Below are 24,185 nucleotides of genomic sequence, written 5' to 3' on the forward strand. Positions count from 1 at the left end.
TTGCAACGTGACCCCCACCCGGAGGTATCCGATGCAACGATCGATCCTGGCCGGCGCCCTCGCGACCGGCCTGGCGCTCACCGGCGCCGTGTCCGTCGCCGCGCCCGCCCACGCCGCCGCGCCGGCGAAGAAGCTCCTGGTCGTCGGCATGGACGGGCTCAACTGGGCCAACGTCGTCGCCGCGAACGCGCCCAACCTCGACGCGCTCGCCGCGGCCGGCACGCTCGGTGAGAGCCTCGTGTACTGCCCGGGCGTCGCCGCCTCCTCCAGCGGCCCGGGCTGGTCGACGATCGCGACCGGCGTCTTCCCCGACAAGCACGGCGTGAAGGACAACAGCTTCGCGGGCAAGCAGTACGGCACCTACCCCGACTTCCTGACCCGCCTCGAGAGCGCCAACCCGGCATACCGCACCTACTCGGCGGTCGACTGGGCGGTGCTGCACACACAGGGCGCGTTCGGCGCCGCGATCGACACGCGGGTCACGTTCAACGGCGACTCCGAGGGCTACGTCAGCGCCGACGTGAAGATCACCAACGACGCGGTCAACCGCCTGCGCAACGAGAACCCGGACGCGTCCTTCGTCTACCTGGGCAACACCGACGTCGTCGCGCACAGCAGCGGCACCGGCACGGCGTACACGGCGGCCATCGAGAAGCAGGACCAGCAGCTCGGACAGTTGCTCGCCGCGATCTCGGCCCGGCCCACGTACGGCAGCGAGGACTGGCTGATCATGGTCACCACCGACCACGGCCACGCGGTCCCCGGCGGCGGCCACGGCGGCTGCGGCATCGACGAGCGCCGCACGTTCGTCCTCGCCAAGGGCGCGGGCGTCGCGGCCGGCGCACGCCCGATCGACACGCGCCTCGCCGACGTCGCGTCGACCGCGCTCGCCCACTTCGGCGTCTCCGCGCCCCTGGACGGCAAGCCCGTCTCCGTCCGCTCCGCCGACGCGTTCGACACCCTCGCGCCGTCGCTGCGGACCCGGGTCGACGAGACCGGCATCCCCGCGACCCTGAAGGGTTGGACGCCGGCCGCACCGACCGGCTGGACCGTCGACCGCAGCCGCATGCCCGCCGGCGGCGTCACCGAATGGCGCGGCTGGAGCTTCGCCACCGACGAGTTCTGGAGCCGCGCCCAGACCGGCCAGGAGCGGGAGAACGCGCTGCGCACCCGGGGCGTGTTCGCGGTCGCCGACTCCGACGAGTTCAACGACAAGTCCGGCGGCACCAGCTTCGACTCGACGCTGACCTCGCCGCAGTACACCGTCACCGCCGGCGCCACGGTCCGGCTCAACTTCGTGACCCACTACCGGCAGGAAGGCGCGCAGAAGGCCGACGTCCTCGTCTCCTTCAACGGCGGCGCCGACGTCCTCGTCAAGCGGTACACCGCCGACGCGCGGGCCAAGGTCGAGTCACTGCCGGTGACCGTCCCGTCCGGCGCGACCCGCATGGTCGTCAAGTTCCGCTACTACGACGCCAACAACAACTGGTACTGGGTCATCGACGACCTTCGCGTCGCCTGACCCTCCCGCGGGGCCCTCACGCTGGTGGGGGCCCCGCGCACACCGGGTAGGGTCGCCGGGTGACGATCAGTGCGGTCCGCGGCGGCGTCCCCGAGCACGGCCGGGTGCCGAAGTACTACGCGGTCAAACGCCAACTGCTCAACCTCCTCGCCGAACTGGGCGAAGGGGCGCTGCTGCCCGCCGAACGCGAGCTGGCCGCCGCCTACGGGGTGGCCCGGTCCACGCTGCGCCAGGCGATCTCCGAGCTGACCCTGGAAGGCCGGCTGCGCGCCTACCGGGGCCGGGGCACGTTCGTCGCGGCGCCGAAGCTCATCCAGCCGCTCTCGCTGGTCTCCTACACCGAGGCGCTGCACGAGATGGGCCACCGGCCGGGCCGGCGTCTCGTCACCGCCGAGCTTCTCCCCGCCGGCGTTGCCCTGGCGGACGACCTGCGGATCGACCCGGACGACGAGGTGCTGCACCTGGAGCGGGTGCTGCTCGTGGACGACGAGCCGCTCGGCCTGGAGAGCACCTACCTGCCGGCGGGCCGCTTCCCGGACCTGATGGACGGGTTCGACGCGACGGGCTCGCTCTACCGGCACGTCCGCACCCGCTACGGCATCACGTACGCCGAGGCCACCGAACGCATCGAGACGGTCCTCGCCACCCCGCGGGACGCGTTGCTCATCGCCGCCAACCCGGCCCTGCCGATGCTGCTCATGCAGCGCGTCTCCTACGACGCCGGCGGCGTGCCGATCGAGCGGGTGCGGTCCCTCTACCGCGGCGACCGCATCGGCTTCGTCACCCACCTCCGCGCGACGTGACCCCTTCGCCCGCCGCCCCGTAGTCTCGCCGGTCGCTGCTCGGTTCGCCGGCCGCCCCGTGGTTTCGCCGGTCGCTGTTCGGTTCGCCGGCCGCCCCGTGGTTTCGCCGGTCGCTGTTCGGTTCGCCGGCCGCCCCGTGGTCTCGCCGGTCGTCGCTCCCGTTCGCCCGCCGATGGTCGTGCCCCGGCGTCCGGCCGGATCAGGTGTTCGCGATGGCGGCCGGATCAGGTGTTCGCGATGGCGGCCGGGACGGTGTCGAGGGTGATGCCGAACGTGTCGCGGTACACGGCGAGGATCTCCGCGTCGTCCTCGATCGTGCGTTCGGTGCGCTCGGCGCCGCTGGTGGTGATGAGCGTCCGGCCGCTGAGCGTGACCCGGCCGGTGTCCGTGACGATCGAGCAGGTCAGCTTCCGCGTGAAGTTCGACGTCGGCGAGGTGCGGTGCCACCATGCGAGCGGCGTGAAGTCGAACAGCTCATACGGCCGCTGGTCCAGCAGATACTCCCAGCTGCCGTCGCCGCGCACCGCCAGGTCGGGCCCGTCGGGCAGCACCTCGAACACCCCGGCCGGGTCGTGCTGCGGGCCGGTGACGTCCATCCGCAGCGGCAGCTGGGCGAACTTCCCGAACCCGACGTCGACCAGATACGGCGCGTCCAGCTGGACCCGCAGCGCCATGTGGTCCATCGGCACCCCGAACCGCCGCCCCGTCCACACCCGGCACGAGTGCAGCGTCACGTCATAGCCCAGGTCGGTCAGCAGCGCCGCGAACGCGCCGTTGAGCTCGTAGCAGAAGCCGCCGCGCCGCCGGTCGACGACCTTCGCGACGAGCGCGGCGGGCCTCAGCACGATCTCCTCGCCGAGATGGACGCTCAGGTTCTCGAACGGCACCGCCATCAGGTGCGCCTGCTGCAGCGCACGCAGCGCGGCGAGGTCGGCGACCTCCGGGCGCGGGACACCGAGCCGGGCGAGGTAGGAGTCCATCGGGTCAGCCTACGTCGCGCTCACGCGACCCTGATCCGCCACAGCGCGAGCGCGGCGAGCAGGAGCGCCGCCGCGCCGTACAGCAGCGACTCCAGCCATTGGAAGCGCCAATACCGCTCGCCCGGGTGGTACGCGACGTCGACGTGCAGGTCCATCGCGGCGAGGCACTGCGCCATGACGTCGAACTGGCCCGAGAGGCAGCCGTGGTACCGGTCGGGATCCACCGTCCTGCCGTCGGCGGTCAGCAGCCGGCTGGTCTCCACGACCCACGCGTCCGGCGCGCTGAGCCCTTCCACGTCCGCCTGCTCGCCGAGGAAGCTCAGACCCCGGATGACGTCCGCCGTCATGACCTGCGAGCCGTGCACCGGCGCGGCGAGGTGCGGCCGGACGGTCGTCGGCACCGCGACCTGCACTGCGGCGAACACCAGCGCCGTCAACGCCATCGCCGGCACGGTGCGCCGCAGCACCAGTCCCAGCAGGGCGCCCAGGACGACGCCGCAGCAGGTGTACGCCACCGGCACCACATTCCGGGTGCCGAACCTGACAGCGGTGAACCGGTCCGCCGCGACCGCGTCGAACGGGCTCGCCGCCCACGTCAGCAGCACGGAGAACAGTCCCGTGACGGCCGCCGCGGCGGCGGTGACGACGGCCAGCCGCACCACCAGCCAGCGGCGCCGGGACACGCTCTGGTTCCACACGAGCCGATGCGTGCCCGACTCCAGCTCCCGCGCGATGAGCGGTGCGCCCCAGAACATGCCGAGCAGCGCCGGGGTCACCACCAGCAGCGCGTCCACGAGATGCAGCCTGCCCTCGAACCGTGACCGGAACCCGCGCAGCGCCTGCCCGCACGCGTCGCCGCACCGGGCGACGGCGTCGTCGTGCCCGTCGCGGATCTGCAACCCGAGGACGACGAGACCGACGGCGACGACGGCGACCGCCGCCCCGGTCACCAGCAGCTGCGCGCGCAACTGCCGCCATGCCAGCCACGTCATCGCACACCTCCACGCAGGTAGCTCAGGACAAGCTCCTCCAGCCGGACCGGACCCGCCCCGCTGCCCTGGTTGTGGGCGTCGAGCAGGGCGGTGACGTCCCCGGCGAGCCGCACCCGGCCGTCGGCGAGGACGATGACGTGGTCGCAGACCCGCTCGACGTCCGACAGCAGGTGCGACGACAGGATCGCCGTCGCCCCGAGCTCCGTCACCGACTCGACCAACGTGCGCAGGAACCCGTCCCGCGCGAGCGGGTCGAGGGCGGCGACGGGCTCGTCGAGGATGAGCAGCTCGGGCCGCTTCGCCGCGGCGACGGTCAGCGCCAGCTGGGCGCGCTGCCCACCGGAGAGCCGCCCGGCGCGCTGCCGTGGGTCGAGGCCGGTCGCCGCGACCCGCCGCCGCGCGAACGCGGCGTCCCAGCCAGGGTTGAGCTTCTCGCCGAGCCGCAGGTGGTCGGCGACGGACAGGGCGGCGTAGACAGGTGTGTCCTGTGCGACGAACCCGACCCGCTCCAGCTGCGTCCCGGGGCGCGCGCCGAGCACCGTCACCCGCCCGGCCGTTGGCCCGATCAGACCGCAGGCGAGCTGCAACAACGTCGACTTGCCGGCGCCGTTGGGCCCCACGAGACCGACGACCCGGCCCGCCGGCACCCGCAGCGTGCAGTCGGCCAGGGCGGTGCGTCGCCCATACCTTCTGGTGAGGCCCTCGGTCTCGAGGGCGGAAGTGAACATGCGGCAATCGTCGCGAGGTGCCGGCGCCCGCACATTGGTCAAGAGACGGGTCGCATCAACCCTACTTTTGACCGGTACGCAAGACCCGCGCCACTCTTAGGCTTGCCGCTGTGAGGTTCGTCGGCAACATCGGGCTCGCCGCCGCGCTCGCCACACTCGTGGCCGGCACGGCGGTCGCCATCGCGGCCAGCTGGAGCGGGGCCTACTTCCTGCCCGGCGCCGCCGCAGGACTGCTCGCCGGCACAGCCGCCCTGCTGCGGCACAGGATCGGCCCGGGCGGCGCTCCGGCGGACGGCTCCGCCGGCGTCCGGAGCCGGCTGCGCGCCGCGACCGCCGGGCTGCTCGTCGCGGCCGTCGCCGTGGTGGCGGCGCACCTGGCCGAGCTGCCCGCCGAGCCCGCGCCGGCGGTGTCGCTCGCCATCGCCGTGCTGATCGGATCCGTGGCACGGGTCGCCTCCCTGCGAGCCGCGGCCGGGGTCGCCGTCGCGGCGCTCACGGTCGTCGGTGCCGGCGCGGCCAGCCGGCCCGGCGAGTCGGGAGCGTTCGCGGTGACGATGTTCGGGCTGCTCGCCTGGAGCGGCGGGGTGCTCGGCGGGGTGGGCCTGCGCCTGCTCGACGCGCGCCGCACCGCCGCCGTGGAGGAGGTCCGCAGGGACGAGCGGCTCTCCATCGCCCGGGAGCTGCACGACGTGGTCGCCCATCACGTCACCGGGATCATCGTGCAGGCCCAGGCGGCGCAGCTGGTGGCCCGCAAGGACCCGGCAAAGGCGGGGGAGTCCCTCGCCGGGATCGAGGCGGCCGGCGCCGAGGCCCTCGCCGCGGTCCGCAGAGCCGTCGGGCTGCTGCGCGACGACGACGGCGACGAGGGAGGCTGGGGCGTGTCGGCCGCCCCCGAGCGGATCACCGACCTCGTGCGACGGTTCGAAGGGGTGGGCCCGGCCGTGCACCTGGAGGTGACGCCGCACGGGGACCACTGGCCGCCAGGGGTGACCGGCGCGGTCCACCGGATCGTGCAGGAGTCGCTGACCAACGTGGCCCGCCACGCCACCCACGCCCGCAACGTCACCGTCGAGCTGTCCGAAGTGGACGGTTCGGTGGAGATCCTCGTCGCCGACGACGGCGCCGGCGGCCAGCTCCCCACCCACAGCGGATACGGCATCGTCGGCATGCGCGAGCGCGTCGAGGCACTCGGCGGCCACCTGTCAGCGGGCCCCACCCCGTCCGGCGGCTGGCAGGTCCACGGCACCGTCCCCCTGACGCCTCCACGATGACACCACAACGATCGGTTTCTCCTGTGCAGGCGAGCCGCGACCATCGACAGCACCTCGCTCCGGCGTCCGCGGTGGTGGCTTGCTCCGGCGTCGGCGGTGGTGTGCCGGCGTCCGGCGCGGTTCCGCCGAGGGGATGCGACGACTGCGCGAAAAGGCGTTCGACGGTTCCTCGCTTGCGGGCGGGGCGTGGCCGTCGGTGGTGGCCTTGCCCGGCGTCGGCGCTGGTCTGCGGGTGCCCGGCACGGTCCGGCGGCAGGGGAAGCCGTGACTTCGCGAACGGGGCGGGGCGCTTGGCGAGGGTGCGATGAGGTTCAAGGTGGTGGGGGTGCGGTGAGGCTCGGAGTGGCGGTAGGAGCGCGATGACGATCCGGGTGTTGATCGCTGACGATCAGGCGATGATTCGTGGCGGGCTGCGGATGATTCTCGAGGACCAGCCGGACATTGCAGTGGTCGCGGAGGCTGACAACGGCATCACGGCGGTCGAGCTCGCGCGGCGGCTGCGGCCCGATGTGTCGCTCGTCGACATCCGGATGCCCGGCGCTGACGGGCTCGAGGTAACGAGGGCGCTCGCCGGGCCGGGGGTCGCTGATCCGTTGCGGGTTGTCGTCGTCACCACGTTCGACCTGGACGAGTATGTCTACGGGGCGATCCGTGGCGGTGCCGCCGGGTTTCTGCTGAAGGACGCGGGGCCGGCGTTGCTGGTCGAGGCGGTGCGGGCGGCGCACGCCGGGGACGCGCTCATCTCGCCGTCGGTGACGGTGCGGCTGCTGCGGCGGATGGCGGTGCCGGCCGGGTCGGCGAAGGCCGCGAAACCGTTGACGGACAGGGAGACCGACGTGGTCCGGTCGATCGCCCGCGGGCGCACCAACCTGGAGGTCGCCGCTGAGCTGTTCATCTCGTTGAGCACCGTGAAGAGCCACGTGTCGGGCATTCAGACGAAGCTCGGCCTGCGCAACCGGGTCGAGATCGCCGCCTGGGCGTGGGAGCACGGTGTCGTCACCGGCCCAGCATGACGACCCGCGGCGGGTGTCAGAGGTCGGCGATGACCAGGCGGTAGCCGCCGTCGAACTCGGCCAGGTCGAGGAGGTCGCGGTAGCGGTCGTGCCAGGTGCCGGCGGTCAGGTCCGCGGCGAGCCGCTCCAGGCCCGGGCGCAGCACGTCGTCGCCGACCTGGGAGAGCATGGACATGCCGGCGCGGACGAGTGGGTCGAGGTAGGCGTCGGGGCGTCGCCAGAAGGCCGCGCCGAAACCGTCGGTGCAGTCGTGGGGGACCAGGACCGGTTCGACGCGGGCGCCGCCGAGCAGTTCGGCGATCCGGGCGGGCGGGACGGCGCGGGTGTCGTCGAGGGCGGCGGCCTGCGGGAGGTAGTCCTTGACGAGCCAGAAGGTGCGGGTGACGGACTGGTCCCAGGTGAGGACGACGACCCGGTGACGGGCGACCCGGCGCAGTTCGGCGATGCCCGCTTCGAGGTCGGTCCAGTGGTGCACGGTCAGCAGGGCCATGACGGCGTCGACCGCGTCGTCGGCGATCGGGAGCGCCTCGGCGCGGGCACGCACCACCGGCGCGGAGCCCGCAGGGCGCTGACCGATCATCACCTGACTCGGCTCCACCGCGAACACCGCAGAGACCGCGGACGCCGCGGACGCCGTGAATTCGGCGGATGCCGCGGACGCCGTGAATTCGGCGGATGCCGCGGACGCCGTGAAATCCGCGGATGCCGCGGACGCCGTGAAATCCGCGGATGCCGCGGACGCCGTGAAATCCGCGGATGCCGCGGACGCCGTGAAATCGGCGGATGCCGCGGACGCCGTGAAATCCGCGGATGCCGCGGACGCCGTGAAATCGGCGGATGCCGCGGACGCCGTGAAATCCGCGAACACCCCGGGCACCGCAAGCACGGCGGACGCCGCGGGGACGGCCGGGACCGGCCCGGCCGATGTGGGCGGTTCGTAGGCGCCGGTGCCCGCGCCGACGTTCAGGACCGTGCGGGCGTCGCCGAGCACGGCGGTGATGTGGGCGCCGATCCGCGGGTCGGGGCGGCGGGTCGTCGTGTACGTCGTGCCGATGGTGTCGTAGACGGTCACCCGCGCAGTATGGCAAGCCGTCTGTAGGATCTGCTGCCGTGTCGACGGTGCGGCGGGCCGCCGCCCTCATCGTGCTGGCCGGCGTCCGGGACGTCGAAGGGTTCGAGCTCGACCTGGCCGCTCGCACCCTGGCGGCGGGCTGGAGCGGCGACATCCGTGAGCTGCTCGACGCGACCGGTGCCGTCATGGCGCTGCGGGCCGCCGCCGGCACCGGGCAGGGCGACCGGTATCCGCAGCTCGGGTACCTCCTCGCCGTCGAGCGGGAGCTTGCCGGGCGAGGGGTCGCGGTGCTGTGCCGGGAGGTCGACCGGCCGCCGTACGGGCTGCGCGGCCGGCTCACGGTCGACCTGGCGCGGGCGGCCGGCGCGCATCCGGGGACGCGGACGTTCGCGGCCGAATGGAGCAGCGAACGCGGCTGGACGACGGTGACCGAGGCCGCCGTACGGCGCAGCCGGCACTGGTACGACGGGCTGCTGCCCGACCCGCCGGCCGTGGCGGACAGGATCGTCCGGCATCTCGACGGTGAGCCGGCGGTGCCGCCGCGGCGGGCGTGGCGGTACACCGGCGGGCAGCTCCTCGAGGCACTCGGCGCGCATCAGGCCGACGACGTGCCGGTGGTGTGCCGCACCGACCCGGACTGGCGGCAGGAGCTCTTCCGGCGGCGGCTGCTGATGTACGACCCACCGCCCGTCCCTCTGGTCGGCGCCGAGGTGCACCTGCCGGGCCTTCCGGCCGACCGGCGACGGGTCGTCGAGGTGCTCCCGCGGCCGCCCGGCGACGAGGACCTCTACTGGGTCCGCCTGGAAGGGTCCGACTTCCCGATCAGCTGGGACGCCTCCTGGCGCCATCTTGAATAACTCTTAGGAGTTGCAACCGTACGGAGCGTTACGATGCGGGTGGGCGGGAAACGGTACCTGAGACGTCACCGCCGACTCTGGAGGACTTCATCATGCGCGCCGCATTGATCCGGCTCTGTGCCCTGCCCGCTGCCGCCGCCCTCGTCGCCTCGGGTGTCACCAGCCCGGCGATGGCCGCGGGTCCACGCCTGTCGAGCCAGGACCGGGCGTTCGTCGCGGAGGCGGGGCACGCGGGCGCGTTCGAGGTCGCCGCGGGCCGGCTCGCCGCGCAGCAGGCGCACCTCAAGGAGCTCCGCACGTTCGGCAACCGGATGGTCACCGACCACACCAAGGCCGGTGCCGAGCTGAAGAAGCTCGGCGACGACCTCGGACTGGACGTCCCGGGCTCGCCGGACGAGCACCAGAAGGCGATCCTCGCCATCCTCGAGACCACGATGGGCCCGGTCTTCGACTGCTCCTACGCGCCGACGGAGTACATCGACCACGTCGCCGCGATCGGTGCCTTCGAGAAGGAGGCGGAGCAGGGGCGAAACTCGAAGCTGCGGTCGTTCGCCCGGGAGGCGCTGCCGCTGCTGCGCGAGCACCGGGAGATGATCGCCGGCACCCTCGACGACGTCCGCTGCACCGCCCCAGTACCGCTGCCGAGGCCGCTCCCGACGAACCCGACGCTGCCCGCGCCGATCCCGACGAACCCGGCGCTGCCGGCACCGATGCCGACGAACCCGGCGCTGCCCGCGCCGATCCCGACCCTGCCGACGCTGATCCCGACGATGCCGACGCCGATCCCGACGGTCCCCGGAGACTGACCGCCCGGGAGGCGGGCCAAAACGGCGACCCACCAAAGAACGGCGACCCACCAAGAAGAGCAAACCGCCAGCACGGCAAGCCGCCAGCGCGGACCGCGCCGGGCCGGGAAACCGGCCCGGCGTCAGCCGTGCGGAGAACGGATGGTCAGGCGACCGTCACCGGGTGGGCGACCACCGCGTCGAACAGGTATCCGAGGGTGTTGAACGGCGTCACGTCCGGCTGGCCGGCGCCCGTCACGTCGACCGCGCGGGCCCGCAATGTGTAGGCGCCCGGGCCTGACGGGCGCCAGCGGTACGTCCACTGCTGCCACGCCCCGCCGCGCCGTCCGTGCTCGGCCGCGGGGTGCCAGGACGTGCCGCCGTCGGTGCTGACCTCGACCCGGCGGATCGGGCCGTTGCCGGACCACGACCTGCCGTGCAGCACATGGGTCCGGCCGCCGGTGAGCGTCGCCTCCCACGGCAGCTCGAACGCGCTCTTCACCACCTGCCGGCCGAGCAGCTGCCCCTCGGCGGGGTAGCCGGGCCCGAAGTAGCGGTAGAACTGGGTGTTCCACGGCGAGTAGAGCGGCGCGGTCGACACCTCGATGCGGCCCACCCATTTGATGGCCGCGATCCCGATCCAGCCGGGCACCACGACCCGCACCGGATGCCCGTGGTCCGCGGGGAGCGGTTCGCCGTTCATCTCGTACGCCAGGATCACGTCGTGCATCGCCTTGGCGACCGGCAGGGGGCGGCGGACCCGGCCCAGGTTGACGCCGCCGGTGACCCACTCGTCGTCGAGGCCCTCGGGCAGCACGTCGACCGCGTCGGGGCGGATCCCGGCGCGGTGCAGGACGGTGGAGAGCCGCACGCCGCGCCACTTGGCGACGCCGACGGCGCCGAGCTTCCACGCGGTGCCGCTGACGGTCTGCCCCTGCTGGGTGGTGAAGAAGCTGCGGCCGTTGCCCGTGCATTCGATCGCCGCGTCGTACGTCACCTGCGGCAGGCGGCGCAGGTCCCGCAGCGACAGCTCGACCGGCCCGTGCCGCAGCCCGTCACCGAAGAGCTGCAGGCGCCACGTCTCGGCGTCGATCTCGGGTGTACTGGTGTGGTTGCGCACGAAGAACCGGTCGGCGGGCGTGTAATAGCCCTGCCCCGCCATGGCTTCCCACCGGGTCTCGGCGTTCGTGCCGTAGGGGTAGAACAGCTCCGGCGGCAGCGGCTTCCGGATGGGCCCGGCGGGTTCCGCGGCGGCGGCGGGGGTGGCGGCGGCGAGGGGCACGGCCGAGGCGGCGGCCGCGACGGCACCCAGGCGCAGCAGATGCCGGCGGGAGAAGCCGCGCGCGTCGGCCTCACCTGCCAGCCACTGCCGCGACCCTCATGTACGCCGTGGCAGCACCGTCGGCCAGTGCTGCCACGACCACCATCAACATCAACGGCGGCGTCGTCGGGCGCACGTTCGACGGCGTCGGCGCCATCAGCGGTGGTGGCGGCAACTCCCGGTTGCTGATCGACTATCCGGAGCCGCAGCGCTCCCAGATCCTCGACTACCTGTTCAAGCCCGGCTACGGCGCCCAGGTGCAGCTGCTGAAGCTGGAGATCGGCGGCGACGCCAACTCCACCGACGGGTCCGAGCCGTCGCACCAGCACGTGCGCGGCGACGTGAACTGCAACGTGGGCTACGAGTTCTGGCTCGGCGAGCAGGCCGTCGCCCGCAACCCGGGCATCAAGCTGGTGGCGTTGCCGTGGGCGGCGCCCGGCTGGATCGGCAACGGCAACTTCTGGTCCCAGGACATGATCGACTACGACGTCTCGTGGTTGAACTGCGCCAAGGGTCACGGCCTGAACATCAGCTACCTCGGCGGCTGGAACGAGCGCGGCCACGACAGCACCTGGTACAAGAACCTGCGGTCGGCCTGATGGACGCCGGTTCGCCGTGGTCCGGCTCGTACCGCGTCGGCAAGAACCTGTGGGCGAACGCGCACTACGGCCAGTTCACCGCGCCCGGCTGGAAGTACCTGAACAGCTCCGCCAGCGGCTACCTCGGCGGGAACCGGGCCAACGGCAGCTACGTGTCGCTGAAGTCGCCGAACAACACAGACTACTCGACGATCTACGAGACCAGCGGGACCACGTCGACGCAGACGGTCAACGTGACGGTGTCCGGCGGCCTGAGCACCGGCACGGTCCGCGTCTGGTCCACCGACATGGGCTCGTCGGACCCGTCGACGTCCTTCGTCCGGCAGGCCGACATCAACCCGGTCAACGGCTCGTACAGCCTCACCATGCAGCCGAACCGGATCTACACCCTGACCACCACGTCCGGGCAGGGCAAGGGCACCGCGGCGAGCCCGGCGACCCGCGGGCTGGCGCTGCCCTACACCGACAGCTTCGACGGTTACGCGACGCGGAAGTCGCCGCGGTACTTCGAGGACATGCAGGGCTCCTACGAGACCCGCGGCTGCGCCGCCGGTCGCGCCGGCACGTGCCTGCAGCAGGTCGCGCCGACCCGGCCGATCAACTGGCAGGACGACAGCGACGCCTTCACCCTCGTCGGCGACCCGGCCTGGGCCGACTACACCGTCAGCCTCGACGTCGACATGCAGCAGGCCGGCACGGTGACGCTGCTCGGCCGGGCGGGCACGCAGAAGCGGCCGCAGCGCAACCAGGCCGCGTACCAGCTGCGGGTCAGCGACACCGGCGCGTGGTCGATCGCGAAGAACTCCACCGGCGGCGTCCTGACCACGCTCACCTCCGGCACCCGCGCGGCGCTGGGCCTCAACACGTGGCACAACCTGAAGCTCGGCTTCTCCGGCAACCGGATCACCGCCACCGCCGACGGCGTCACGCTGGGCAGCGTCACCGACAGCACGTTCGTCAGCGGCCAGGCCGGCATCGGCGTCGTCGGCTACCAGACCGACCAGTTCGACAACCTGAGCGTCACCGCGAACGCCCCCGGCAGCTACGGCGGCGTCCTCAAGGGCCAGGAGTCCGGGCTCTGCGTCGACGTGCCCGGCGGTGCCACCGCCAACGGCACCGCCGTCAACCTGTGGAACTGCACCGGCGGGGGCAACCAGAGCTGGACGCTGACCCCTTCCCGGCAGCTGCAGGTGTACGGCGACAAGTGCCTGGACGTGAACGGCGGCGGGACCGCGGACGGCACCGTCGTGCAGATTTGGGACTGCAACACGTCAGGCGCGCAGCAGTGGACCGTCGACGCCGGCGGCGCCGTCGTCAACACCGGCTCCGGCAAGTGCCTCGACGCGATTGGGCACGGCACCACCAACGGCACCGGCCTGGTCGTCTGGGGCTGCAACGGCGGACCCAACCAGCGCTGGGCCCGCGCCGACATCGACGGCGTCCTGCGCGGCACCGAGTCCGGCAAGTGCGTCGACGTGCCCGCCATCAGCCAGGCCAACGGCACCCGCCCGGCGCTGTGGGACTGCAACGGCGGCACCAACCAGGCGTGGACGTCGACGGCGAACAACGCGTTGAAGGTCTACGACACCAAGTGCCTGGAGGCCGCCGGCGGCGGCACCGCCGACAACACCCCGGTGCAGATCTGGGACTGCAACGGCTCCGCCGCCCAGCAGTGGCAGGTCCGCTCCGACGGCGCCGTCATCAACACCGGCTCCGGCAAGTGCCTCGACGTCGTCGGGCACGGCACCGCCAACAACACGCAGTTCGTCATCTGGCCCTGCAACGGCGCCGCGAACCAGAAGTTCGCCCGCGCCTGAACCCAGAAGCACCGTCCCGGGTGTGCGCCGCCACGCCCGGGACGCGCCCATCCGAGCCAAGGAGGACCGCCATGCCCCGAAAGCGCATCACCGCAGCGCTAGCGCTCATGCTGGCCGGCGCCATGACCGTGGTGGCGCCGGCCGTCGCCCACGCCGAGTCCAACGGCGGGGTGAGGGTCATGCCGCTCGGCGACTCGATCACCGACGGCTTCAACGTCCAGGGCGGCTACCGGATCGGCCTGTGGCAGCGGCTCGCGAACGCGGGTATCGCCACCGACTTCGTCGGCTCCGGCTTCAACGGTCCCGCGTCGCTCGGCGACCACGACCACGAGGGCCACTCCGGCTGGCGGATCGACGACCTCGACCGCAACGTCGTCGGCTGGATCCAGGCCGCGAACCCGCGCACGGTGCTGCTGCACATCGGTACCAACGACATCGGCCAGAACTACGACGTGCCGAACGCGCCCGCCCGGCTGTCCGCGCTCATCGACAAGATCCGGGCGAACGCGCCGCAGGCGCACATCTTCGTCGCGCAGATCACCCCGCTGGGCAACGCCGCCAACGAGGCGAAGGTCAACACGTTCAACGCCGCCATCCCCGGGATCGTGGCGCAGAAGGGGCCGCTGACGCACCTGGTGGACATGCACACCGGCTTCACGGTCGCCGGTGACATCGCCGACGGCATCCACCCCAACGCGGCCGGCTACGACAAGATGGCGGCCCGCTGGTTCGCGGCGCTGCAGGCCGCTTCCGGCAGCCTCAGCACGCTGGCGACCCCGCCGGTCGGCAGCGCGGCGCTGCTGTCCAACCCGCAGTCGAAGCGCTGCCTCGACGTGTACGGCGGTGGCAACGCGGCCGGCACCCAGACCCTCATCTGGGACTGCCACGCCGGCGCCAACCAGCGCTGGACCCGCACCGCCGCCGGTGAGCTGCGGGTGTACGGCGACCGCTGCCTCGACGTGAACGGCAACGCGACCGCCAACGGCACGAAGGTGCAGATCTGGACCTGCAACGGCGGCGCGAACCAGCGCTTCACGTTCAACGCCAACGGCTCCATCGTCGGCGCCGGGTCCGGCAAGTGCGTCGACGTGAACGGCAACGGCACGGCCAACGGCACCCTGGTCCAGCTGTGGGAGTGCAACGGCTCGGGCGCCCAGGTCTGGTCCGCCCGTTGAGCGGCCGGCCCGCCCTTCGCGAGAAGGGCGGGCCCACCTGGGAAGCTCAGTTTCCGAGGGTGACGTGGAAGAGCTTTTCGTTGCTGTTGTTGGGGATGCTGTCTTTGTCGCCGGTGGTGCTGGTGGTGAGCCAGAGTCCGCCGTCGGGTGCGGGTTCGACGGTACGGAGCCTGCCGTAGGTGCCGGTGAAGTAGGCCTGGACGTTGGTCAACGTGGTGCCGGTGATGACGGCGCGGTACATGCGGGTGCCGCGTTCGCAGGCGATGTAGAGCACGTCGCGGACGACGGCGATGCCGGAGCAGGAGGCGTCGGCGGTGGGATAGGTGCGTTTGGGGGCGATGTAGCCGGTGGTGCCGCAGGTGCCGGTGGTGCCTTCGCAGGCGGGCCAGCCGTAGTTGCCGCCCTTGGTGATCAAATTGGTTTCGTCCATGACGGCGTTGCCGAATTCTTGTTCCCAGAGGCGGCCTTGGGAGTCGAACGCGAGGCCTTGTGGGTTGCGGTGGCCGTAGGACCAGACGTAGTTGCCGTACGGGTTGTCTGATGGGACCGAACCGTCGGGGTTGAGGCGGAGGATTTTGCCGTTGAGGCTGTTGAGGTTCTGGGCGTTGTCGCCGTTCTGCGCGTCGCCGGTCGACGCGTAGAGCTTCCCGTCCGGACCGAACCGCAGCCGGCCACCGTCGTGGAACTTGTTCCGCAGAATCCCCTGCAGCAGGATCTGTTCGCTGCTGGTGTTCAGGGTGCCGTTCTCGTACTTGATCCGCACGATCCGGTTGTCCGTCGGCGACGTGTGCATGATGTACAGCCAGTGATCGGATGCGTAGTTGGCGGAGATGGCGAGGCCGAGGAGGCCGCCCTCACCGTCGGTGTTCTGCACGTTCGGCACCGTCCCGATGCTGCTCTTCGCACCCGTCGCGGGGTTGAGACGGACGATGTCGTGGGCGTCGCGGCGGGTGTAGAGGATCGTGCCGTCGGGGAGAGTGGTCAGGCCCCACGGGATGTCGGTGTCGGTGCCGATCTGCGTCACGGCGCAGACGGAGCTGCCGCAGGCGGCGCCGGTGGTGACGGTGGCGGTGTTACTGCGCGGGGACACGTTGCCCTGCGCGTCCCGCGCGACGACCTGATACGCGTAGGCGCGGTTCGCGGCGAGGGCACTGTCGACGAAGGTGGTGGCGGGGGTGGTGGTGGCGGTGCCGGTGATCGTGCCGACCTTCACGTTGTCGCGGTAGACGTCATAGGCGCGGACCTGGATGTTGTCCGTCGCGGCGGTCCACCGCAGGGTGACCGTGGTCCCGGCGGCGGTCCCGGACAGGCCGGTGGGTGCGGTTGGTGGGGTGGTGTCGGCCTGGCACTGCGGGGGTGTGATCGGCACCGTCGTGCTGGCCTGGGAGACGTTCCCGGCGGCGTCGCGGGCGTTCACGTACAGACCCCACGTCACGCCCGGCACGACGGTCAGGTCGGTGGACAGGGAGGTGACGGACTTCATCAGCTGCCCGTCGTGGAAGACGTCGTAGAACGCCACTCCGACGTTGTCGGTGGAGGCGTTCCACGCGAACGTGACCGCGTCGCAGACGAGGTTGCTGACCCGCGGGCTGCCGGGCACCGATGGTGGTTGGGTGTCACCGGCCGTCGTCGTCCACCGCTGGTTGCTCTGGCCGTTGCACGTCCACATCGCGACCGGGGTGCTGTTGGCGGTCGCGGCGCCGGTCACGTCCAGACACAACCCCGACTGCACGCCGGTGATCGTCCCGTCGGTGTTGATCCGCCACTTCTGGTTCTGCCCGCCGTTACAGGTGTAGATCTGCGCCACCGCCGGCGCGGTCGTGTCGTTGCCCGCGACGTCGAGGCACTTCGGGGAGTCGTAGACCCGCAACTCCTGGGCGGCGGTGTAGGTCCAGGCCTGGTTCGCCTGACCGTTGCAGTCATAGATGTTGACCAGAGCCTTGTCCGTCTGTGACTGACCGACCACGTCCAGGCACCGCCCGGACGCCGCGCTCTTCACCGGCGAACCGACCGCTGCCTCGGCGGGGGCGCGGGCCACGACGGTGACCACGGTGATCACCGTGGCGGCGGCGACCGTCGCCGCGAGGAGTCGTTTCGGGATTCGCATCATTGCCTCCGGGGGGATGTTTTCCCGCAAAATCCCATCGAAGAGGCGAAATAGGTGCGTGTCAACGTCGTCAGGCGCCCCGGGAACGCATTTAAGACGCATTTCAGGCCGGCCTCAGGTGGGTGAGCCCGTCACCGTGCGTGGGGCTTCCGTGGACCGCGCCCGCCATGAGCCGATACGGTCGACATCATGACCACCTACTCGGGACCTGCGACGCTGATCCTCGACACCGGGGCACGGGTGACCGGCATGGCGTCGCTGAACACCAACAACCGCGGCAACCTCAACGGATGGAGCGGCACGTTCCGTCCCAACGAGGTCAGCACGGAGGTCCGGGAGGCCACCGGAGGGCAGATCGAGCTGCCGTACGAGCAGATCGGCACGGTGGCCGTCACCAACGTGCGACGGCTCCTGGCGACCCAGGTGCTGATGTCGCTGACCGGTAGCGGCCCAGCGCCGTTCTGATCGTTTCCGGTCAGCCTCGTGTTCAGCCCCGCATCAGGTCGTTGAACCGGTGCGTGAAGCCGACCTCGTCGGGGCGCTGCGCGTCGCGGCGCGCGGCCGCCGCCGGCACCAGGATCTCGACCTCGTCGGTGGCGAGCACCGCCATGGTCTGCGCCAGGTAGTCCGCGAGCGGCATCGCCCGCGGGTCGGTGAGGTTCACCTCCATCAGGTGGGTCTGCGTGTACGGCGGCGCGATCTCCAGCACCCTCACCGACGTGTCCAGCAGCCGGTAGCGCAACGCCAGGGTGTAGGAGTGCAGGGCGGCCTTCGTCGCGGAGTACAGCGTCGAGGAGGCGAGCGGCGCGTAGCCGAGCATCGAGCTGACATTGACGATGGTCGCCGCCGGCAGGGCCCGCAGATGCGTCATGAATGCCGAGTTCAGCCGGATCGGGCCGAGCAGGTTCGTGGCGACGATCGCGGTGAGCCGCTCGTCGTCGATCGGCTCGGCGGGGTCGTCGCCGAACATGATCCCGGCATTGTTGACCACGACGTTCAGGTCCGGGTACGTGGCGATCAGCGCCGGCACGACGACCGCGATCGACGCCGGGTCGGACACGTCGAGCCGCACCCAGCGCATGCCGGGGTTGGCGGCGGCGACCTCCTCCAGGACGTCGGCCCGCCGGCCGGCGACGATGACCGTGTTGCCGCGGCGGTGCAGCTCCTCGGCCAGCCCGCGGCCGATGCCGGTGCCGCCGCCGGTGATGAGGACGGTGTTGCCGGTGAGCTTCATGCGGCTCCGTTCGCTTGCTGGCGCACGTACGCCTCGAAGGTGGTCGGCGGGCGGCCCAGCAGCCAGGTGAGCACGTTGGGGTTGCCCACGAAGTCGTGGCTGCTGTACCGCTCGGTGATGGAGCGCAGCACCCGCAGCTGGTGCTGGCACAGCGCCGGGTCCTGGTCGCCGATCCACGCCCTCAGGTAGGTGTCGGCGTCGATGCGGCGCACCTCGACCGGCCGGTCGAGGGCCCTGGAGATGATCTCCCCGAGCTCGTGGCCGGTGTACCGGCCGGGCCCGACCAGCTCGTAGGTGGCACCGAAGTGCCGCTCGCCCTCGACGAGGACGGTGCGGGCCACGTCCGTGACGTCGCCCAGGTCCACCATCGACTGCCGGCGCTCCAGGGACCACGACAGCTCGAACACGCCGCGGGCGAAGACCGGCTTGAGCTTCAGCGGCAGCATGTAGTTGGCCGGCTGCAGGACGGTGAACTCGAGGCCGGAGGACAGCAGGTGCTCCTCGACGTCGCGTTTGAGCTCGTGCTGGACGAGGTCGGTGGTGATGGCGTGCAGGACCGAGCTGAACACGAAGTGCCGCACCCCCGCCTCGCGGGCCGCGTCGACGACCGCGAGGCCCATCTCGCGCTCGCGGGGGTGCAGCGTCGGGCCGATGTGGTAGACCTGCTGCGCGCCGTGCATGGCCCGCTTCGCGACGGCGGGGTCGCTGACGTCGCCGACGACCACGTCGGGCACGCCGAGGGCGAGCAGCCGGTCGGCCGAGGCCGCCGACCGCACGCACGCGCGGACCGGCAGCTTCGCCTCGATGAGCTTGGGGATCAGCAGCCGCCCCTGGTTGCCGTTGGCGGCGGTGACCACGATCATGTCGTTGCCTTTCGGACGGTGGGGGTCACCGGACGCGGGTGCCGCCGATCCAGACGCCGCGGATGTCGCGGGACGCGGTGATGTCCGCGGTCGGGTCGCCGCCGACGAGCAGCAGGTCGGCGCGCCGGCCGTCGGCGATGACGCCCCGGTCGGCCAGGCCGAACGTGGCCGCGGCGGCCGACGTGGCGCCGCGCAGCGCCTCGGCCGGGGTCAGGCCGGCGCCGACGAGCCGGTGCAGCTCCTCGTGGATCGACGCGCCGTAAGGCACCTGGCAGGGCGTCTTGACGTTGTCGTTGCTGTCGGTGCCGACGAGCACCGTCATGCCCGCCCGCCGGAACGTGTCCACGGTCGCGGTCGCATGCTCGTACCGCATCCGCATCCCCGGGACGAAGGTGCCCAGCACCCGCATGACCAGCTTGCCGCCGATGTTGCGCACGACGCCGTCCATCATGGTCAGCGTCGGCACGATGACGGCCGGACTGTCCCGCAGCAGGGCCACGAACGCGGCGTCCAGCTCGCTGGTCGGTGCCGTGTGGGTGACGACGTCCGCGCCGGCCCGCACCGCGACGGTAAGCGTGTCGGCGCTGACCACGTGCGCGATCGTCAGCAGTCCCGCGGAGTGCGCGGCCGCGACGATCGCGGTGACGGTGTCCTGGCTCAGCGCCTTCGTGCCGGGGATCTTCGGGTCCTCGACCGCGATCTTGATGTAGTCGGAGCCCTCGGCGACCCGGTCCGCCACGAACCGCGTCGCGTCCTGCGGGCCGGTCACGGTGCTGGACGGCCCGAACCCCATCTGCTTCACGAAATGCGAGCCGGGCGCGTTGGCGAGGTTGCCGGCGATACGGACGTCCGGCAGCCCCGGCAGGCCCTTCAGCCCACCGGGGATCTTCGCGTCCCAGCAGCCCATGTCGAGCATCGTGGTGACGCCCCACCGCGCGCCCGCCTCGAGGTGCGCGACCTCGGTGACGTGGACGTGCGTGTCGATCAGGCCCGGCAGCAGCGCGGCACCCGCACCGTCGATCCGGCCGTCGACCTGTTCGCCGGCGTCGGCACCGGTTCCGGCGGCGATGCGCCCGTCGCGGATGACGACCGTCGTGGGGTCACCGAGGCGCTCCCCGTCGAACACCCGCACGTTGCTCAGCGCAGTGGAGGTCACGCCTCGTCCTGCTTGGCGACGCTGCACTCCAGGGCGAACGCGAGCTGGCTGAGCTGCAGGGCGGCGCCGGCGTGGTGGAAGTCGACGCAGTGCCCGGCGTTGAGGACCAGCCGCCCGTCGACGACCGGCGCCGACGTGAACGACGCGGCGTAGTCGGCGGCCTGACCGGCGTCGGTGATCCACAGGGCGTCGAACTCGCCCTGCCGGGCGTGCACGGGCACGGACACGCGCGCGTTGACCGACTTCACCCGGGAGATCCAGCCGTTGTTGATGTCGATGAGCTCGGCCCGCGGCACCGACGTGTCGGAGCTGTGGCTCAGCTCGGGCATCGTCGTGGCGTGCGTCCAGGCGGGGCCGAACATGACGCTGTCCTTCATCGGGCCCGGCAGGTCGATCATCAGGATGTCGGGCAGCGCGTCGAACGCCATCCGCGGCCCGTCCGGCACCTGCAGCAGGCAGCCGGAGACGGCGATGCCGAGCAGCGGCCAGGCGGGGGCGCCGGCGGCGATGGCGGTGGTGACGGCGCCGCCGATGGAGTGGCCGATGACGAACACCCCGGGGTGACCGTCGCCGTGCTGCTGCCACAGCTCGCCGATGACGTGGGTCAGCGCCTCGGCGTTGGCCAGGATGATCGACTCGCCCGGCTCCACGTGGGTGCTGCCGAGATAGCCGGGACGGTCCAGCGCGATGACCGGGATGCCGAGCGCGGCGGCCCGCTCCAGCAGCGAGTAGCCCTCGATGTCGAAGTACTCCGAGGTGTACGTGCCGCCGTGGATCGCGATGACCAGCGGCACCTGCGCGGCCGCGGCCGGGGTCTGCGGGGTGTTGCGGCGGCCGGTGACGGTGAGGCCGTTGGAGCTGGTGTGGGTGAAGGGAATGGCGGTGGGTGTCATGGCTGCTGTCTCCATTCTCCGCGGATCGCCTCGTCGAGGATCCGTTCGGCCTCGGCGTCCGGGACCGGACCGCCGATCCATGCGATGTGCTGGTCGGGGCGCACCAGCACGAGCCGTTCGCTGAAGAACGCGTCCAGTCCGAGCGAGGGGTCGTCGAGCACGGCCAGGGGGATGCCGTGCCGCTCGGCGTGGCGGGTGAACGCGGCGGCGTGCCAGCCCGGGCCGATGAGCGTGAACTCGGGCCCGAGCCGGTCGAACAGGGACTGCCCGGTGGGCAGCCAGGTGTGGGGGAGCCGGTTGCCGGGGGCGGCGACCGGGCTGTAGTCGGAGCCGTTGGTGGTCTGGACGGCGGCGTAGCGGGTGTAGCCGGCGCCGAGGACCAGGCCGTCGCTGTGGAACTCGGTGCGCTTGGCCTCCCGGATGACGGCGGCGGCCGCCTCGTCGGTCGCGTCGCCGCCGATCAGGCCCCCGGCGGCGGCCAGGACGGCGGGGCCGCTCTTGCCGTTCTCCGCGGCGGCGGCGACGAACCGCTGCGCGACCGGGCGGCGCTCCGCCTCGTAGCTGTCCAGCAGCTCCGGCGGCGCCCAGCCGTTGACGACGGCGGCGAGCTTCCAGCCGAGGTTGACCGCGTCGCCGATGCCGGTGTTGTACCCGTGACCGCCCCACGGCGGGTTCTGGTGCGCGGCGTCACCGGCGATGAAGAGCCGGCCGCCGCGGAACCGGTCGGCGATCAGGGTCCGGGCCCGCCAGGGGTCGGTCGCGATCACCTTGATCGGCAGCTCCCGGCCGAGCAGCCGGTGCACGAGCGCGGTCGCGTCGACCTCGGCGTCGTCCTCCTGCTCGTCGGGCTTGTACGTGGCGATCGCCCACCACGTGCCGTCGAGGTCGAGCCGGCCGACGAGCCCGGGCGCGGCGGGGTCGAGCACCCAGTACTGCACGGCGTTGCCGTGCGGGATCAGGTCGCCGAGCTCGGCGCACTCGAACGTGATGCTGATGTTCGGCCGGGGCAGGCTGGAGCCCTCGTACACGGCGCCCATCGCGGTGCGGACGGCGCTGCGCGGACCGTCGGCGCCGACGACGTAGTCGGCCTCGACCGTCGACGTGCCGCCGTCGGCGTCCTCCAGCGTGACCAGCACCGAGCCGGCCGTCTCCCGGAAGGCGACGGCCCGCCTGCCCAGCAGCAGCGTCGCGTGGCTCTCCGGGCGGCTCAGCGCGTCGCGCATCACCTGCTCGACGATCGGCTGCGCGACCTGCTGGCCCGGCTCGGCGGCGACGTCGCTGCCGTCGAGGGCGAGGCCGAGCGTGCCGGTCAGCCGGGTGACCTCGCGGCCGGTGACGGTCGTGCAGAAGACGATGTCCTTGGACCAGCCGATGTGCAGCGGCGCGCGCTCCCGGACGGTCCCGGCCAGGCCCCAGCGGCGGAACAGCTCCATCGTGCGCGCCGACGTGGTCTTCGCCCGGGGCCGCAGGTATGACACGTGCTCCCGCGGCTCGACGACGATCGAGGCGACGCCGTGGTGGTCCAGCTCCATCGCCGTGGCGAGCCCGACCGGCCCGCCGCCGACCACCAGCACACTCGTCCTCATACCGCCGCCGGTGCGGTGGCTGCGGTGGCGAGGTCCCGGAGGTAGTCCTCCACGGAGCGCGGGGCACGGCCCAGCACGCGCTCGACGTCAGGGGTCACGAACTCGGACTGGCGGTCGCGGAACAACTGGTACATCTCCTGGAAGTGCTCGGCCTCCCACACGGGCATGCCCCGCTCCAGCAGCGAGGCGCGCACGTCGGCGGGGGTGACGTCGACGGTGGCGGCGCCGAGCCGCTCGGCGATCTCGCGGTAGGTGACCGGACGGGGGCCGGTGAGCACGACGGTCTTCCCGGCCCAGCCGTCGTCGGTGAGCAGCACCGCGCAGACGTCGCCGACGTCGCGGGTGTCGACGAGGCTGATGCCGGCGCCGCCGATCGCGTTGGGGATGCGGCCGGTGGCGTGGACCGCGGGCATCATGATGCTGCCGATCAGCGTCTGCATGAAGGCGTTGGGGCGCACGATCGTGTAGGGCTGCCCGCTGTTGACCAGCACCTGCTCGATCTCCCAGTGCTGGCGGCAGGTGTGGGGACCGTCGGGGTTGATCGCGGTGCTGGTGCCCGACAGCTTCACGATGCGCATCGGAAGCCGGCGCAGCGCCCGGACGATCCGCAGCTGCAGGTCGGCCATGCCGTGCTCGTGCCCGGTGAGCAGGAAGACCGCGTCGACGCCGGTGGCGGCGGCCACGACCGTGTCGTCGTCGCCCGGGTCGCCCTCGACGACCTGGCAGCCGGGCGGCAGGACGACGGCGGCGCGGGCGGCGTCGCGGGTGAGGACGCGCACGACCCCGTCGTCGTGGCGCATCAGTGCCGCGGCGACGTGCGGGCCGACGTTGCCGGTCGCGCCGATGAGCAGGACGGCCATCAGTCGAACACCGTGACCTTGGCGCCGGCGGGGATGTCGTCGTTGACCCGGTCGGTGTCGTCCGCGCGGCGCCAGATCTCGTAGCCGTTCTCCCGGCAGATCTTCCCGTCGCGCATCTGGAACGCGTGGGTGAGCCGCATGCTGCACCGCGTGCCGACCGGGAACGGGCAGTTGCGGAACCCGTCGGTCAGGATCGTGATCTCGAAGATGCTGTCGTCGAAGACCCACTCCTCGGTGGCGAACCGGTGCAGGTTGGTGATCCGGTGGACGTGCATCGCCTCGAAGATCTTCAGGTATTCGGCCCGGACCTCGGCCTTGTCCCGCAGGAGCAGGCCACGGGCCGGCACCTCCCACACGATGTCGTCGGTGTAGACCGCGATGGCGAGGTCGATGCCCTCGGCGTTCTCGTTGTGGAAGTGCTGGTCGACGGTCGCGTTGTTCCTGGCGATGATCGCCTCCCGCGACCCGGCGTCCATCTCGACAGACATGGGGCAACTCCATCCTGTGGCGGCGCTAGGATATACGTTTGACTCCAGACGTTCGCACACGTT

Annotated in this window: 23 protein-coding genes; 10 read left to right on the forward strand and 13 right to left on the reverse strand. The window is 71.9% G+C overall.

From position 1 onward, the window contains the following. Positions 1-31: 31 nt before the first annotated feature. Together ACZ6TV_RS19070 and ACZ6TV_RS19075 are read left to right on the forward strand one after the other, a co-directional pair. Positions 32-1,522, forward strand: coding sequence for an alkaline phosphatase family protein (locus tag ACZ6TV_RS19070; protein ID WP_465298516.1), 1,491 nt, complete (start codon positions 32-34; stop codon positions 1,520-1,522). A 59-nt stretch (positions 1,523-1,581) separates the two neighbouring features. Beyond that, positions 1,582-2,325, forward strand: a complete 744-nt coding sequence (locus ACZ6TV_RS19075) for a GntR family transcriptional regulator (protein ID WP_465298517.1) — start codon at positions 1,582-1,584, stop codon at positions 2,323-2,325. A 224-nt stretch (positions 2,326-2,549) separates the two neighbouring features. On the opposite strand, the gene ACZ6TV_RS19080 is transcribed toward ACZ6TV_RS19075, so the two are convergent. From ACZ6TV_RS19080 to ACZ6TV_RS19090, 3 genes are read right to left on the reverse strand one after another with little or no spacing between them, the layout of a single operon-like run. Continuing rightward, the gene (locus tag ACZ6TV_RS19080) at positions 2,550-3,305 is read right to left on the reverse strand and encodes an arylamine N-acetyltransferase family protein (protein WP_465298518.1); all 756 of its coding nucleotides are present in this window, start codon (positions 3,303-3,305) and stop codon (positions 2,550-2,552) included. 20 nt (positions 3,306-3,325) lie between these two features. Continuing rightward, positions 3,326-4,297 carry an ABC transporter permease subunit gene (locus ACZ6TV_RS19085; protein ID WP_465298519.1) on the reverse strand — a complete coding sequence of 324 codons (972 nt, stop codon included), beginning with the start codon at positions 4,295-4,297 and terminating at the stop codon, positions 3,326-3,328. After that, positions 4,294-5,025: an ABC transporter ATP-binding protein gene (locus ACZ6TV_RS19090; protein ID WP_465298520.1), complete on the reverse strand. Its 732-nt coding sequence runs from the start codon at positions 5,023-5,025 to the stop codon at positions 4,294-4,296. The genes ACZ6TV_RS19085 and ACZ6TV_RS19090 overlap by 4 nt, the downstream gene beginning before the upstream one ends. 110 nt (positions 5,026-5,135) lie before the next feature. Here ACZ6TV_RS19090 and ACZ6TV_RS19095 point away from each other — a divergent pair, with 110 nt between their 5' ends. Together ACZ6TV_RS19095 and ACZ6TV_RS19100 are read left to right on the forward strand one after the other, a co-directional pair. Continuing rightward, the gene (locus ACZ6TV_RS19095) at positions 5,136-6,296 is read left to right on the forward strand and encodes a sensor histidine kinase (protein WP_465298522.1); all 1,161 of its coding nucleotides are present in this window, start codon (positions 5,136-5,138) and stop codon (positions 6,294-6,296) included. 359 nt (positions 6,297-6,655) lie between these two features. Next, a complete protein-coding gene (locus tag ACZ6TV_RS19100) occupies positions 6,656-7,309 on the forward strand; it encodes a response regulator (protein ID WP_465298523.1) in 654 nt (217 codons plus the stop codon). A 16-nt stretch (positions 7,310-7,325) separates the two neighbouring features. Here ACZ6TV_RS19100 and ACZ6TV_RS19105 read toward each other — a convergent pair whose 3' ends face one another. Then, on the reverse strand, positions 7,326-8,381 hold the full coding sequence (locus ACZ6TV_RS19105; protein WP_465298524.1) for a methyltransferase domain-containing protein: 1,056 nt from the start codon (positions 8,379-8,381) through the stop codon (positions 7,326-7,328). Between the two features lie 38 nt (positions 8,382-8,419). Between ACZ6TV_RS19105 and ACZ6TV_RS19110 the strand changes: the two genes are divergently transcribed. Together ACZ6TV_RS19110 and ACZ6TV_RS19115 are read left to right on the forward strand one after the other, a co-directional pair. Then, a complete protein-coding gene (locus tag ACZ6TV_RS19110) occupies positions 8,420-9,238 on the forward strand; it encodes a hypothetical protein (protein ID WP_465298525.1) in 819 nt (272 codons plus the stop codon). Between the two features lie 92 nt (positions 9,239-9,330). After that, positions 9,331-10,044 carry a DUF4142 domain-containing protein gene (locus tag ACZ6TV_RS19115; RefSeq protein WP_465298526.1) on the forward strand — a complete coding sequence of 238 codons (714 nt, stop codon included), beginning with the start codon at positions 9,331-9,333 and terminating at the stop codon, positions 10,042-10,044. 145 nt (positions 10,045-10,189) lie between these two features. Here the strand turns inward: ACZ6TV_RS19115 and ACZ6TV_RS19120 are convergent, their stop codons facing one another. Further along, positions 10,190-11,305 carry a sulfite oxidase gene (locus tag ACZ6TV_RS19120; protein ID WP_465298527.1) on the reverse strand — a complete coding sequence of 372 codons (1,116 nt, stop codon included), beginning with the start codon at positions 11,303-11,305 and terminating at the stop codon, positions 10,190-10,192. 107 nt (positions 11,306-11,412) lie between these two features. On the opposite strand from ACZ6TV_RS19120, the gene ACZ6TV_RS19125 reads away from it, so the two are divergent. The 3 genes from ACZ6TV_RS19125 to ACZ6TV_RS19135 all read left to right on the forward strand — a co-directional run bounded on the left by ACZ6TV_RS19125 (position 11,413) and on the right by ACZ6TV_RS19135 (position 14,935). After that, positions 11,413-11,943, forward strand: coding sequence for a glycoside hydrolase family 30 protein (locus ACZ6TV_RS19125; protein WP_465298528.1), 531 nt, complete (start codon positions 11,413-11,415; stop codon positions 11,941-11,943). After that, a complete protein-coding gene (locus tag ACZ6TV_RS19130) occupies positions 11,943-13,760 on the forward strand; it encodes a ricin-type beta-trefoil lectin domain protein (RefSeq protein ID WP_465298529.1) in 1,818 nt (605 codons plus the stop codon). The genes ACZ6TV_RS19125 and ACZ6TV_RS19130 overlap by 1 nt, the downstream gene beginning before the upstream one ends. Before the next feature lie 71 nt (positions 13,761-13,831). Next, positions 13,832-14,935 (forward strand): RICIN domain-containing protein, encoded by a 1,104-nt coding sequence (locus ACZ6TV_RS19135; protein WP_465298530.1) that lies wholly within the window; start codon positions 13,832-13,834, stop codon positions 14,933-14,935. A gap of 46 nt (positions 14,936-14,981) precedes the next feature. On the opposite strand, the gene ACZ6TV_RS19140 is transcribed toward ACZ6TV_RS19135, so the two are convergent. Then, complete coding sequence (locus ACZ6TV_RS19140; RefSeq protein ID WP_465298531.1) at positions 14,982-17,042, reverse strand: PQQ-dependent sugar dehydrogenase; 2,061 nt, start codon at positions 17,040-17,042, stop codon at positions 14,982-14,984. A 189-nt stretch (positions 17,043-17,231) separates the two neighbouring features. Here ACZ6TV_RS19140 and ACZ6TV_RS19145 point away from each other — a divergent pair, with 189 nt between their 5' ends. Next, positions 17,232-17,507, forward strand: coding sequence for a hypothetical protein (locus ACZ6TV_RS19145; RefSeq protein WP_465298532.1), 276 nt, complete (start codon positions 17,232-17,234; stop codon positions 17,505-17,507). Between the two features lie 22 nt (positions 17,508-17,529). On the opposite strand, the gene ACZ6TV_RS19150 is transcribed toward ACZ6TV_RS19145, so the two are convergent. Genes ACZ6TV_RS19150 through ACZ6TV_RS19180 form a run of 7 tightly spaced genes read right to left on the reverse strand, consistent with a single transcriptional unit; the run spans position 17,530 to position 24,122 of the window. Beyond that, on the reverse strand, positions 17,530-18,276 hold the full coding sequence (locus ACZ6TV_RS19150; protein WP_465298533.1) for an SDR family oxidoreductase: 747 nt from the start codon (positions 18,274-18,276) through the stop codon (positions 17,530-17,532). Beyond that, entirely contained in the window at positions 18,273-19,139 is an 867-nt protein-coding gene (locus tag ACZ6TV_RS19155) for an SDR family oxidoreductase (RefSeq protein ID WP_465298534.1), read from the reverse strand. Before ACZ6TV_RS19155 ends, ACZ6TV_RS19150 begins: the two co-directional genes overlap by 4 nt. Positions 19,140-19,164: 25 nt before the next feature. Next, complete coding sequence (locus tag ACZ6TV_RS19160) at positions 19,165-20,295, reverse strand: amidohydrolase family protein (protein ID WP_465298535.1); 1,131 nt, start codon at positions 20,293-20,295, stop codon at positions 19,165-19,167. Beyond that, positions 20,292-21,188: an alpha/beta hydrolase gene (locus ACZ6TV_RS19165; protein ID WP_465298536.1), complete on the reverse strand. Its 897-nt coding sequence runs from the start codon at positions 21,186-21,188 to the stop codon at positions 20,292-20,294. Before ACZ6TV_RS19165 ends, ACZ6TV_RS19160 begins: the two co-directional genes overlap by 4 nt. Further along, a complete protein-coding gene (locus ACZ6TV_RS19170; RefSeq protein ID WP_465298537.1) occupies positions 21,185-22,774 on the reverse strand; it encodes an FAD-dependent monooxygenase in 1,590 nt (529 codons plus the stop codon). Before ACZ6TV_RS19170 ends, ACZ6TV_RS19165 begins: the two co-directional genes overlap by 4 nt. After that, positions 22,771-23,634, reverse strand: coding sequence for an NmrA family NAD(P)-binding protein (locus ACZ6TV_RS19175; RefSeq protein ID WP_465298538.1), 864 nt, complete (start codon positions 23,632-23,634; stop codon positions 22,771-22,773). Before ACZ6TV_RS19175 ends, ACZ6TV_RS19170 begins: the two co-directional genes overlap by 4 nt. Next, the gene (locus ACZ6TV_RS19180) at positions 23,634-24,122 is read right to left on the reverse strand and encodes a nuclear transport factor 2 family protein (protein WP_465298539.1); all 489 of its coding nucleotides are present in this window, start codon (positions 24,120-24,122) and stop codon (positions 23,634-23,636) included. Before ACZ6TV_RS19180 ends, ACZ6TV_RS19175 begins: the two co-directional genes overlap by 1 nt. Positions 24,123-24,185: the final 63 nt, after the last annotated feature.

This window comes from Dactylosporangium sp. NPDC051087, assembly GCF_055586325.1.